General features: G+C 53.1%; 15 protein-coding genes. 10 read left to right on the forward strand and 5 right to left on the reverse strand.

The annotated features are described in order from the left end of the window. The 3 genes from CCE92_RS15975 to CCE92_RS11080 all read left to right on the forward strand — a co-directional run. Positions 1 to 191, forward strand: a 191-nt coding sequence (locus CCE92_RS15975) for a hypothetical protein (RefSeq protein WP_162287863.1), incomplete at its 5' end; no start/stop codon positions are given. A 26-nt stretch (positions 192 to 217) separates the two neighbouring features. Next, positions 218 to 439, forward strand: coding sequence for a hypothetical protein (locus CCE92_RS11075; protein WP_088007855.1), 222 nt, complete (start codon positions 218 to 220; stop codon positions 437 to 439). 47 nt (positions 440 to 486) lie between these two features. Next, on the forward strand, positions 487 to 1,674 hold the full coding sequence (locus CCE92_RS11080) for a S1C family serine protease (protein ID WP_088007857.1): 1,188 nt from the start codon (positions 487 to 489) through the stop codon (positions 1,672 to 1,674). Between the two features lie 107 nt (positions 1,675 to 1,781). On the opposite strand, the gene CCE92_RS11085 is transcribed toward CCE92_RS11080, so the two are convergent. Continuing rightward, positions 1,782 to 2,462 carry a type 1 glutamine amidotransferase domain-containing protein gene (locus CCE92_RS11085; protein WP_088007859.1) on the reverse strand — a complete coding sequence of 227 codons (681 nt, stop codon included), beginning with the start codon at positions 2,460 to 2,462 and terminating at the stop codon, positions 1,782 to 1,784. Positions 2,463 to 2,612: 150 nt separating this feature from the next. On the opposite strand from CCE92_RS11085, the gene CCE92_RS11090 reads away from it, so the two are divergent. The 4 genes from CCE92_RS11090 (at position 2,613) to CCE92_RS11105 (ending at position 5,650) form a co-directional block, all read left to right on the forward strand. Further along, on the forward strand, positions 2,613 to 3,035 hold the full coding sequence (locus tag CCE92_RS11090; protein WP_088007861.1) for an organic hydroperoxide resistance protein: 423 nt from the start codon (positions 2,613 to 2,615) through the stop codon (positions 3,033 to 3,035). 357 nt (positions 3,036 to 3,392) lie between these two features. Beyond that, positions 3,393 to 3,746 carry a KGG domain-containing protein gene (locus CCE92_RS11095; protein ID WP_088007863.1) on the forward strand — a complete coding sequence of 118 codons (354 nt, stop codon included), beginning with the start codon at positions 3,393 to 3,395 and terminating at the stop codon, positions 3,744 to 3,746. Between the two features lie 294 nt (positions 3,747 to 4,040). Beyond that, positions 4,041 to 4,889, forward strand: a complete 849-nt coding sequence (locus CCE92_RS11100; RefSeq protein ID WP_088007865.1) for a manganese catalase — start codon at positions 4,041 to 4,043, stop codon at positions 4,887 to 4,889. Between the two features lie 62 nt (positions 4,890 to 4,951). Then, positions 4,952 to 5,650 (forward strand): YqjF family protein, encoded by a 699-nt coding sequence (locus CCE92_RS11105; protein WP_088007867.1) that lies wholly within the window; start codon positions 4,952 to 4,954, stop codon positions 5,648 to 5,650. A gap of 73 nt (positions 5,651 to 5,723) precedes the next feature. On the opposite strand, the gene CCE92_RS11110 is transcribed toward CCE92_RS11105, so the two are convergent. The 3 genes from CCE92_RS11110 to CCE92_RS11120 all read right to left on the reverse strand — a co-directional run bounded on the left by CCE92_RS11110 (position 5,724) and on the right by CCE92_RS11120 (position 8,749). Next, complete coding sequence (locus CCE92_RS11110; RefSeq protein WP_088007869.1) at positions 5,724 to 6,587, reverse strand: DUF1028 domain-containing protein; 864 nt, start codon at positions 6,585 to 6,587, stop codon at positions 5,724 to 5,726. A gap of 105 nt (positions 6,588 to 6,692) precedes the next feature. After that, complete coding sequence (locus tag CCE92_RS11115) at positions 6,693 to 7,394, reverse strand: superoxide dismutase family protein (RefSeq protein ID WP_088007871.1); 702 nt, start codon at positions 7,392 to 7,394, stop codon at positions 6,693 to 6,695. A 494-nt stretch (positions 7,395 to 7,888) separates the two neighbouring features. After that, positions 7,889 to 8,749, reverse strand: a complete 861-nt coding sequence (locus CCE92_RS11120; protein ID WP_088007873.1) for a YihY/virulence factor BrkB family protein — start codon at positions 8,747 to 8,749, stop codon at positions 7,889 to 7,891. 141 nt (positions 8,750 to 8,890) lie between these two features. On the opposite strand from CCE92_RS11120, the gene CCE92_RS11125 reads away from it, so the two are divergent. Beyond that, positions 8,891 to 9,460 (forward strand): DUF488 domain-containing protein, encoded by a 570-nt coding sequence (locus tag CCE92_RS11125; protein ID WP_088007875.1) that lies wholly within the window; start codon positions 8,891 to 8,893, stop codon positions 9,458 to 9,460. Positions 9,461 to 9,475: 15 nt separating this feature from the next. Here the strand turns inward: CCE92_RS11125 and CCE92_RS11130 are convergent, their stop codons facing one another. Then, a complete protein-coding gene (locus CCE92_RS11130) occupies positions 9,476 to 10,102 on the reverse strand; it encodes a YfbR-like 5'-deoxynucleotidase (RefSeq protein WP_088007877.1) in 627 nt (208 codons plus the stop codon). A gap of 104 nt (positions 10,103 to 10,206) precedes the next feature. On the opposite strand from CCE92_RS11130, the gene CCE92_RS16390 reads away from it, so the two are divergent. Beyond that, positions 10,207 to 11,160 (forward strand): site-2 protease family protein, encoded by a 954-nt coding sequence (locus CCE92_RS16390; RefSeq protein ID WP_088007878.1) that lies wholly within the window; start codon positions 10,207 to 10,209, stop codon positions 11,158 to 11,160. A gap of 23 nt (positions 11,161 to 11,183) precedes the next feature. Further along, a complete protein-coding gene (locus CCE92_RS11140) occupies positions 11,184 to 11,669 on the forward strand; it encodes a metal-dependent hydrolase (RefSeq protein WP_088007880.1) in 486 nt (161 codons plus the stop codon). Positions 11,670 to 12,060 lie beyond the last annotated feature (391 nt).

Here is a 12,060-nt window from a genome sequence, read left to right on the forward strand (position 1 = left end):
TTCAGATAATCAATCATACAGACAACGCCGCTGCCGCGGAAGTGAACTTCGGCCTTCACGAAGCCCGAGGGGTTAAGACGGTGGACATTTCCGCGTTATCGGGGCTTTACCGCATCGGATTCAGAACGTATCTGGGGGATGCTGCCGGAAAAGACCGGAAGACGACCATTTATGGCATCACACTCAAATAAGGGCACTAACCAAGGGGGACAGACACATGCTGACCTATCTGGAATACCACAAGGACGCAAGACACGTCATTCAAATTCATGATACAGAGGTGGCGGCGAGAAGCGGCGAGACCGGGATAAGCCACGTCAAGCCCGAGATAAACGCCGGTGAGCCCGAGATAAGCCTCATCGAACCTCATCCACCCTCATTTCCCCCCTGCCTGAAAGTTTCCCACTCTTTTCATACACCGTTCATAGTTTATTCATAACTGCTTGATAAGATGAATTCAACAAGAAATCAAGGGGGCCATCATTAATGGGTTACTACGATCAGGATCAAGCACCGAAACGGCGCGGCGGTTACTTCGCGTCAGGACTGTCTGGAGTATTGGCCGGCGCGCTGCTCGTGGGCGTGGCGATTCCCGGCATGGCGGGCAATGTCCAGCCGGCAGCGGTGACAGCACAGGCCGAGACATCAAGTAACGTCGAAAGCGCTGTTACAGCGGAAGTGACGGACGTATCCGCGGTGGTGGAAGCCACTTCGCCAGCGGTCGTCGGTGTGACCAATCTCCAGCAGGGACAGGCACACCCGTTCATGCAGACAGCATCGGATGACCTTCAGGCAGCCGGGACCGGCTCAGGGGTCGTTTATAAAAAAGAAGGCGACTACGCCTATATCGTGACAAACCACCACGTTATCGATGGTGCGGAACAAGTGAAAATCACAATGAATGACGGAACGGAAATCGAGGGTGTACTCCTTGGCAGTGACGCCCTGACAGACCTCGCCGTCGTCCGTGTGAAATCCGACGCGGTATCGACAGTTGCGGAACTCGGTGATTCGTCCAAACTGAAAGCCGGAGAACCGGTCATCGCCATCGGGAATCCGCTTGGCCTCCAGTTCTCGAATTCCGTGACGACCGGCGTCGTCTCCGGTACGGAACGTTCCATTGAAGTCGATGTGAATAAAGACGGAGCCAAGGATTGGGAAGCGCAAGTCATCCAGACGGACGCCGCCATCAATCCGGGGAACAGCGGTGGTGCACTGCTGAACAGCAAAGGCGAACTTATCGGCATCAATTCGATGAAGATCGCGCAGACAGCTGTTGAAGGGATCGGCCTAGCGATACCGGTCAACGTCGCCCTTCCGATCATTGAAGACCTGGAAAACCAAGGTGAAGTACAGCGTCCGTCCATGGGCGTCATGATCATGGACCTGGCGAATGTACCCGAAACTGTACAGGAACGGGATCTCCGACTGCCGGCAGGTATTGAAGAAGGCGTCGTAATCGAATCCATCCAGCCGGACAGCGCCGCAGATGCAGCAGGACTTCAGCCGCTTGATGTCATTGTGGGAATCAACGGAACAGATATCCCATCCAGTCTCGATTTGCGGCACTTCCTTTACACAGAGGCCTCAATCGGTGATACATTGGATGTTGAAATAGTGCGTGATGGAGAAATCCAAACTGTTAAATTGGTACTGTCAGAAGCATTATCGTAAACACAGCATAAACAGGCTTAAAGGGAGCGCACCCCTTTAAGCCTGTTTTTTTGCTTTGCTGTTAACTTTCGCTGGTGCCTGGCACCAGTAATCTGATTTTTCATAAATCAGTCTGCCAGTCCAGGGACTTTGTCGACGAGTTCGAGCGAGAAGAGTTTTGCCGACGCCGCGTCACGGGCGGTCAAGATCTGCCGGCTGCCCCAGATGGCGACTGCTGATTTATCCGGATCGGCTTTGTAACGTGCCCGCTTGGAAAGTTCCTGTTCGAGACTGAACGGCAGCAGGGGCTTCACGTTTTCAGGCTCCCGTTCTTCCGGATAGCCGGTCACTTCCAGTCCATCCAGGATGCCTTTTCCTTCGAACGTCTTGGTGAAGAGCAGCGGTGCCACCCCGTGGCCGATTGCGGCGATGATGCCGCCATGTTCATGGATGATGTTGATAATTGTGCGCAAGTTTTCATCGCGGACGAGGTCGAACATGGCCCCGTGCCCGCCGACGATATATACCGCATCGTATTCCCGTGCCGGCACGTTGAGAATGCGCTTCGTTTTATCGGCACGGCCGGAATTATACATGTCGTTGTAAACGCCATCCGGGTCATTCTGGTTTTCCAGACTCACCGGATCGACGACGGGTTTATTGCCGTCTGGAGAAGCGATGTCCACCACATGCCCCGCTTCTTCCAAATAGACCAGCGGCATGAACAATTCTTTTGCCCAATACCCGGTCACAAAGTTATGGTCTGCCTGTGCGTAGCCGCTTGAGACAACAGCCAGTATTTTCGCCATCGAAATTCCTCCCCGAGTCATGTCTATTCTCCTGTTTACCCTCGTGCCTGCTATGCTGAAACGCCTTTCCTTCCGGATTATGTTTTCCATCTCGGAAGGAAGGGTAAAACAAGGGATGTGGAAAATAAAAACAGTAAAGGCGGGATTTGAATGGAACCATTGTTCACAACGACAGTCACAGCAGAAGGCGGACGCGCTGGCCATGTGAAATCAAAGGATGGAATTCTCGATCTTAATCTCGTTTCACCGAAAGAACTCGGAGGTCCAGGCGGTGAAGGGACGAATCCTGAACAGCTGTTTGCTGCCGGGTATTCAGCCTGCTTCGACGGTGCCTTGAATTTGGTTATAAAAAATAAAAAGGAAAAAGATGTAACCGATACTTCCGTAACTGCCGATGTCCATTTCCTGAAAGATGAATCGGACGGCGGATTCAAAATCGGAGTGGATCTGAATGTGAAAGTGGATGGAGTGGATAAAGACAAGGCGAAAGAACTCGTCGAAGCCGCCCACCAGGTCTGCCCTTACTCGAAAGCGACGAGAGGCAATGTCGAAGTGAACCTCCACGTCGTCTGACGAGGAGTCAAAACCGAAAAGGAAATTCAGTTAAGACGGACCCGATCGCCGGGTCCGTCTTTTTTTCTGTAAAAAACGGGAAGTGCCGTTTCTTGAAAAGATCTCTGGTTAATACAAGTGAATCTTCATTCACTTGTATAAAAAGACCCTCTTTTCACTTCTCTGACTTATCCTGTAAGGCCCCGCTTGGTAACTAACTGACTTGTGTAATTCATCCTGTAAAGAAAAAACACTTGGTAGAAGCTGGAAAAGTATTACAGCTTCATTACAAAAGGAGAAGAAGTGTTTAGAAGAGGAGAAGCGTGTTAAACAAGGACTGTAAGGCTTACAACCAATTTTTAGAAGGAGGAATCGAAAATGGCACAAAACAAAGGCAACAACGAGCGCAACCGTAACGACAATGGCAAAATGGGAAATGAAGAAGCAGGGCGTTTAGGCGGCCAGGCGACTTCTAAGAACCACGACAAAGAATTCTACCAGGAAATCGGCCAAAAGGGCGGCGAAGCGACGTCTGACAGCCATGATCAGGACTTCTATAAAGAAATTGGTGAAAAAGGCGGCGAAGCGACGTCTGACAGCCACGACAAGGAGTTCTATCAGGAAATCGGCAAAAAAGGCGGCGAAGCCACTTCCGAAAGCCATGGGCGCGAGTTTTATGAGGAAATCGGTGAAAAAGGCGGCGAACGCCGCGGCAACGACAACAATTCATAAAATGATTATGGATTGAAGAAAAGAAGGCGCAGCCAAGCGCCTTCTTTTTTTTGGAAAACCGTTTGTTAAATAATCTGTCGGGTAAATTAACAGCATACTGGAAAACGGAAGGGGGCGGCCGAATTCCCTTTTAACGACGAGAAGAAATGGCGGAATATCCCACCTTCAGTCCGGAGCGGCTGATGGGCAGAGCTGCGGCGTGCCGGAAATGGTTCCGGCGCAGCAGGTCTGCATTTACGGAAGACATTACCGAACAGCCACGGAAGCGATTAAATTCAATAGGAGGTCCTGTACATGTTTTTCCACAAAAAAGAGTTGCAGTTCGAAGCGAAACCTGAACGGCCGGATCCGGTGTTCGCCAAAAAGCTCCAGGAAGTGCTGGGCGGGCAGTACGGAGAAATGTCGATTTTCATGCAGTACTTGTTCCAAGGATGGAATCTCCGCGGCAATGAGAAGTACAAGGATTTGCTGCTGGACATAGGAACGGAAGAAATTGCACACGTTGAAATCCTGGCGACCTTGATCGCCCGTCTGCTGGACGGTTCGATTTATGATCAGGAAAAAGCTTCTGACGATCCGGCAATCAATGCGATCCTCAGCGGCAGCAATCCGCAGCATGCGATTGTTTCTGGAATGGGCGCTATGCCGAAGGATTCTGTCGGAGTGCCTTGGAACAGCGGTTATATTGTCGCCAGCGGTAACTTGCTCGCAGATTTCCGCGCAAACTTGAATATGGAATCGCAAGGGCGTCTCCAAGTGGCGCGTCTTTACGGCATGACGGATGATCCGGGCGTGAAAGAAACGCTGTCATTCCTCATTGCCCGCGATACGATGCACCAGAACCAGTGGATTGCATCGATTAAAGATCTCGAATCGAAGGAGGGTGTCGTGACGCCATCGACCTTCCCGTCTGATCTTGAGCCTTCCGAATACTCGCATGCCGTTTACAATTGCTCTGAAGGCGAAGAGAGTTCGAAACTCGACTGGCTGAAAATGCCGGCTCCGGATGGCTCGAAAATCAGCTACGAACAGGGCCGTCCGTTCGGATCGGTTCCGAAGCTCGAACCGGCACATCCGAAAGCGCACGACACACTCCCGATGGAAGACGTCCAGAGCAGCGATCCGGAAAATCCGATGAAATAAGACAAGCGGCAGGGCCTCTATCCGTAAGGGGCCCTGTTTTCTTATGGAAGGAGGTGAATACGATGAAGACGCCGTGGATCATGGCGCAGGACTGGCTGGATGTCCTGTTCCTTCACTGGCCGGCCGAACCGGAACTGCTGCGCCCGCATCTTCCGGAAGAATTGGAACTCGATATATATGATGGACAGGCATGGATCGGCGTTGTCCCATTCGAAGCCCGGGATACCCGTCTGCGGCTGCTGCCTCCGGTGCCAGGTGTCCGGCGTTACCTCGAACTGAATGTCCGGACGTACGTCACCTGCAGAGAGCGGAAAGGAGTTTATTTTTTCACGCTGGACGCGAACAGCCGGCTTGCCGTCGGTGTGGCCGGCGGGCTGCTTCCGTACCGGCATGCACGAATGGAGATAAGGAGGTCGGGGAGAGGACTGCGGTTCCGGAGCAAAAGGCGGCAGGCAGACAGTTTTCCGGAGACATTCAGCGCGGATTTCCGCATAGGTCCTGAACTGACTGAGCGCACGCCGCTGGAACGGTGGCTGACCGAGCGCTACTCGCTGTGGACAAAGCCGGCTGACCATCTCCTGCGTGTGGACATTGCTCATTCGCCGTGGCAATTAAGGGCAGCTTCTGCGGCGATCCGGGCAAATTCCATGGGTTCTTTTATCCGGAGCAGCTGGCGCGGCGGTCAGCCGCTCGTTCATTATGGCGGAGGAAAACACGTATACTTTTGGCCGCCCGTGAAGGAAAGAGGCGGACTCCAATGAGAGACCGGAAAAACATTCCACCCGTTATACCGTAAAGCGAAACGGACGCCCGGTGAGGGGCGTCCGTTTTTGTTCAGTCACGGGACTTCATGTATTCCAGCACCTTTTTGTCGATGAAGGCGCCTTCTTGTATCCGCTCATCGAAGTTCTCCGTCATCTGATAGTCCTTCAGCGCGTCGACAAGTTCATCCGACGACGGGTTCGCCTGCTTCAAAAACCCGTACTGCTTCAGCAGCTCTTTCAGGACTTCTTCTGTTTCTCCTTCGATTTTCAGGACGTCTTCATCCTTGGTCGGTTCAAAATACAGCTGGTGGAGCTTGAACAGCCGGTTCAGCTCCTGCACAGGCGTCTGGTGGTCATCGACGCGCAAATCGATGTATTTGTCGTTATATCCGCCGTAACTGCCGTTCTCTTTGACGATTAAAAGGGCGGCGGACTGCTTGCCGCGGCTGTCGCCTCCGGCCGTTTCACCAGCTTCGAGCGCAGCGAGCAGACGTTCAGCGAGTGAGCCTGGAGCCTGCTCGAACGTATCCGCCATCTGCCGGACCGTCTCTTCACCGACCAGGATATTCCCCTGCGCGGCGAAATTTTCACGGGCGATGCCGCCGGCCCAATCGAAACATTCACTGCCGGTGAAGGTCGCGCTGCGGCCTTTCGCGTCCACGATGCCTGCCTGGCGGAGCGCAGCATGTTCATCGCCGGATGTCAGTTTTTCAATGACTTCGTCAGGCGATTTGCCTTCCTGAAGCAGTGCCAGCCCGTCCGGACCATAGCTGAGATTCGCCCAGGACTGGGTCGCCACAGCTCCGACACCCGCTTTTGCGAACGGCACGACAGCGCCGACGCCCAGAAATTTGGAAGCTACGGCGATGCCGAGCTCCCCGGTCGCTGGGTCGTAACCGGCGATTGAAAATGTATTGATCGGTCGCAGATTCATTTATTCCACTCCTTAAACAAGAATGCTTCAAGTGTAGCACCTTTTGGAATTCACTGAACAGTTGAAAATCAGCAAAAAAAAGAGCGGATATTCCGCTCTCTTCAATTATGGTGTAATCGTGCCGCAGGCCAGGATCGGCGCTTCCCCAGCTTCCGGATATTCGATTTCCTCAACCGCCGGGTCGTGAATAACGAGCGACGTCCCTTCTTCTGCCAGCAGGGAATTGGCGTCATCCGGCTGGAGAGTCGCGTCTTCCACTGCGAATTCCGTCTGGACTGTCCGGTCTTCTTCTACTGTGATGTCAGGAAGCGAGCCGGGCGTCAGCATCGGTTCTCCTTCGCCTTCATCATCAGGAGGCGTGCAGCTGCTGCCGATGTGGAAATGGACGGCATGCACGCCGGGTTCAAGATCGGCGATATCAAGCTGGACCACGATGCCGGTCTCTTCCTGGATCAGATCTGCATATCCGACGAGATCCGCCTGCGTATTGACGAGGTCCACCCGCACCGATTCCACTTCTCCGGTTTCGCTGTCCACTTCGACGTTGTTCAGTTCATCCACACCTGAATCCGTCGGACCTTCTGTATCTGCATCGGTACCGCCGTCCGCTTCTTCAACGGGTGTATCCGCGTCCGACTCGTTTTCACCGAGGACAGGCGCTTCCGGTTCTTCCCCTTCTTCTGTTTCATCCACTACTTCCGGTTCCTCCGTCGCTTCGTCGTCCACAGCCGCTTCATCCCCTCCGCATGCTGCAAGAAGCAGGAGTAAAACAAGGCCGAGCGCTAAAAGCAGCCATTGTTTTTTCATCTGCTTTCTCTCCTTTCAAAACCTTTTACTGTATTCATTCACTAATTGGAGGGTAATGAAACCAGTTTCCCCAAATGCACGCCTTTCAGCAGGGGGGATGGTCACTTTTTCCGGACGTTGAAGAAGACGATGGTGATGATGACAGAAAAAGCGGCGATGAAAATCCCGCTTAGTTGCATGAGCAGGCTGAACACTTCATAAACGGTCATGCTGTTCGCCTCCGATCTGCAAAGATTGCTGATTTGAAGCAATTATAGCACAAAAAGAGAACGTATGTTCTCTATTTTCTGTAAATAAAAAGCCCTGTTTTTGTCTCGCGGGCCTGCAAATGAAGCTTGGCTGTGAGAGAAAGGAGGGTCCAGCGGCCTGTCTCCGAGTATGGGAAGTGGTGCGAAGTGAATAGGTTGAAGGAATCCGCGGGCAGCTGCGGAATGGGTGCGGTAACTATCCATAAAAAAAACAGACGGCGGGGCCGTCTGTTGCTTGCGCCTGTTTTATTCCACCGGATCTTCGGTTACTTTAGCAGGCTGGTTCTTGATGTTCTGGCGCTCGATCTTCTTCTGTTTGTGGTTGATCGCGTTTATTTCAGCGCCTAACACGAGAATGAGACCGGTGATGAAGAACCACAGCAGCAGGATGATTACACCGCCCAGACTGCCGTAAGTCGCCGAATAATTCCCGAAGTTGGAGACGTAGAACGAGAAGGCGAGCGAGACGACTTGCCACAGGACTGTGGCGATCGCAGCGCCGACCAGGACGTCCGTGAATTTGAAGTGCTCATCCGGTGCGAAATGGTACATCGCAGCGAGCACCAGAATCATGACGGCGATGGAGATCACCCAGCGCAGTACTTGGAGCAGCGTCTGCGATCCGGATCCGAGACCGACCGCCTGTGTGATCATATCGATGATGACGCCGCCAAAAATCGGAAGGGCAAGCGCGACTGCGACTGCGATGATGATTCCGAGCGTCAGGACGATCCGAAGAATCGCTTTTTTGATGAACGACCGATCATCATCTACGCCGTACGCCTGGTTGACTGCCATAATAAAGGCATTCACCGCATTGGAAGCGGCCCACAGCGTCCCGATAAGCCCGATCGTCAGCAGCCCGCCACGCGGTGTCGTGACGAGATTGACGACGTTATCCGTGAATGTTGAAGCGATTTCCGGCGGCAGCGTCGTCTCGATGAATTGCGTGACCTGGTCCGGATTGATATTTAAGTAAGGCAGAATGGTCAGCAGCAGGATCAGCAGCGGAAAGATGGCGAGCATGTAATAGTAAGCCTGTGCCGCTGCCAGTGTCGGGGCGTTATCTTCCGACATCTGTTTGCCGAGCTTTTTTAAATAGTCCATGATTTCTCCTCCCTTGAAATAATGCCAGCTAGTAAAGCTATTCCCAATCACCGGGCCATTCAATCCTTCTTTCGTCAGCCGGTGTCTTGTTTAAGGGATTGGAAATAAAGGAATGGAATTGGCAGAGGAGGTTGGAATGCCATGGAATTATTCACAATCGGCCATTCAAGTCACTCACAGGAGCGTTTCTGCCGGATGCTGAAAGACAACGGCATCGAAGTGCTGGCGGATGTGCGCGCGTTTCCGGGAAGCCGGAAATGGCCTCAGTTCTCGAAGGATCTGTTTCCGGAATGGCTGGAAGCGGAAGGGTTTACATACGTGCATCTCCCGAAACTCGGCGGACGGCGGCGGAAGTCGAAGACGGTCGAGGAGTCCCTGAACAGCGGCTGGCGCAATCGTTCATTCCATAATTACGCGGATTACTGCCTTTCTGAAGAATTCAAGGAAGGGGCGGAAGAACTGCTGTCGCTTGCGGAAAACCGCCGCGTGGCTTACTGCTGTTCCGAACGCCATCCGGCACGCTGTCACCGGCTGCTGATCAGTAACTGGCTGAAAGCGAACGGCCACGAGATCCTGCACATCATCGACGGAAAAAATGAAACAACTGACCTGGTGGAGCATGAAGTGGGGATGTGGGGAGCGCCTGCAGTGGTGGATGCGGACGGGACCGTAACATACCCGCCGGAAGAATCAGCGGATGCGTCCGAGTGAAGAGGGAGGAAGCCGTCAGCCTTCCAGCACTTCTTTAGTGATCTCCTTAATATCGACGACTGTATCTTCGTTGATGACATCGTCCAGGATGGTCTCCTTGAAATAAGCGACACTCGCATCCAGCGGAAGATCCAGCAGTTTCCGCAGCGCGATGCGGTACATAATGACAAATTCGGGATCTTTGTTCCCGCGTTTCAGCTCAGCGAAGGATTCGTAGAACTGGTCGAGTTTATCGGCCATTTCGAGCAGCCTTCCTTCGCGTGTCTCGTCCTTTCCTTCTTTCATTCGTTCGAAGAAGACCGCCTGGAATTCCTCCGGGATTTCCGACAAGATGAATTTTTCCATCATCCCTTCTTCGACCTGCGCCAGCATTTCCTTCAGTTCCGGTGAGGAATGCTTGACCGGCGTTTTTATGTCCCCGATAAAAACTTCCGCGAAGTCATGGTTGATGGTCTTTTCGTAAAGAGACCGCCAATCGATGTCGTTCCCCGCCCGTTCTTCGATGGTCGCAAAAAACATGGCGTACTGGCTCACTTTCCACGAGTGCGCTGCTACATTGTGTTCTTCGAATTTGAAGCGGCCCGGAGCGCGGATGATCCGTTCCAGGTCGTTCAAAGATGTGAAAAATTTATGGATGCCCATATTCATTTCCCCTTTCCAAAAGGTGTCTATCCTGCCCTATACCCAACTTTCCGGTATAATTATTCATAAGGACCGCCACAAATCCGAATTGGAGTGTGATCCGCTTGGAAGGGACGAAAAAGCAGAACCGGGTCCTGGCGACGCTGAGTGTCGTCGGGCTCTTCATTGCCACTAAACTGAAATTTGTCCTCGCCATCGTGAAATTCGCGAAGCTGCAGACATTGATTTCCATGTTCCTGTCACTCGGTTTCTACGCCGTCTTCTTCGGCTGGAAGTTCGGCGTTGCCTTGATATATGTGCTGTTCATTCATGAAATGGGTCATTTGGCTGCTGCAAGGATCAAAGGAATCAAGACCTCCCCCGCTATTTTCGTGCCGTTCATGGGGGCGGTCATCGGAATCGATCCGAAAGCGATCAAGGATGCCAGGACGGAGAGCTTTATCGCATACGGAGGCCCGCTGGCGGGGTTGCTGTCGATCCTGCCGGCCATACCGCTTTACTGGATGACGGAGGAGCCGCTGTTCGCTTTGATCATTTACCTCGGCGCGTTCCTGAACCTGTTCAACCTGCTGCCGGTGAGCCCGCTCGACGGCGGACGCATTGTCGCTTCACTTTCAACCGCGCTATGGGGCGTCGGCATCATGCTGCTGATCGCACTGAACTTCTTCATTCCAGGGCCGATGCTCCTGCTCATTACGATCATCGGGGCGATTTCCTGGGTGACCCACTTGATGCGGGGCCGTAAGAAGAAACAGTACGAAGAAGAACTGGCGGATATCGGCCGGCGAATCCGTCAGCTTTCCTGGAAACTGGATACAGCGCCGGTACCGGAGACGGAAGAAGAGGTGAAGGAAGTCCACGGCCTGCTGTCGAACAGACGGCACTTGGAACGGATGCGGCTGGATTATGAGGATGAGATCCATCGCATCAGCACGTATTACAAGACGGACATCAAAACGAAAATCATATGGGCAACTCTTTATATCGGACTGATCGGCGTCCTCGCGTTCATCATGATCAGCAGTCTGTCCATTCTTGAAACGATTACAGTTACCTGAACACCGCTCAGAAGGAGAACATCATGACAGGTAAAACCCATATTATCGGAGGGATGACAGCAGGGCTCGCGTTCGCCTCGATCACCGGCGGCCATCCGCTCCTCTTGTTCGGCGCCGGCATTGTCGGTGCCGTTCTTCCTGATATTTGCCATAGCGGAAGCTTGATCGGGCGCCGGCTGAAGCCGCTGTCGAAAGTAATCAACGCGGTGTTCGGCCATCGCACATTCACGCACAGCCTGCTGTTTCTGCTGCTCGTCGGCACATTGCTTGAGTACACGATCGGCAATGCTGCCGTTACAGGTGGAATTCTGGCCGGCATGGCCAGTCACCTGGTGCTCGATCTGATCACCAAAAACGGCATCGGACTGTTTTTCCCCGTCGATGTCAAAATCAAACTCCCGTTCGCTTTGAAAACCGGCGGCCCGGGAGAAAAAGCCGTATTTGCGCTTTTGTCGCTTCTGACAGTCTATTTCGGCTGCCTCGCACTCGGCTTCGATCCTTTAGGATGAGCGGGAGCAGCTTTTATTTTTTTTGAATGAAACACCGGCGCAGCGCCATGCTGTGCCGGTGTTCTTCGTTGTGGGGTGTGCGGCGGCGCAGAGTCGAAATGCGGCGGTGCAGAGTCGAAATGTAGCGGTGCAGAGTCGAAATAGGGTGCTGCAGAGTCGAAATGCGGCGGTGCAGAGTCGAAATGTAGCGTGCAGAGTCGAAATAGGGTGCTGCAGAGTCGAAATGCGGCGGTGCGGAAGGAGAAGGACGATGATTAAAAAGAAAAATGGATGTTGAGTTTAGCTCTGAGCGGATCCGTGGCATTGCTCGCGGCTTGCGGAGGAGCAGAAGAGACGGCGGAAGAACCCGCAGAGGTAGAAGAACCGGCAGAGGCGGAAGAGCCTGCGAGAG

The sequence above is a fragment of the Indiicoccus explosivorum genome (assembly GCF_002167005.1).
GTDB classification, from domain to species: Bacteria; Bacillota; Bacilli; order Bacillales_A; family Planococcaceae; genus Indiicoccus; species Indiicoccus explosivorum.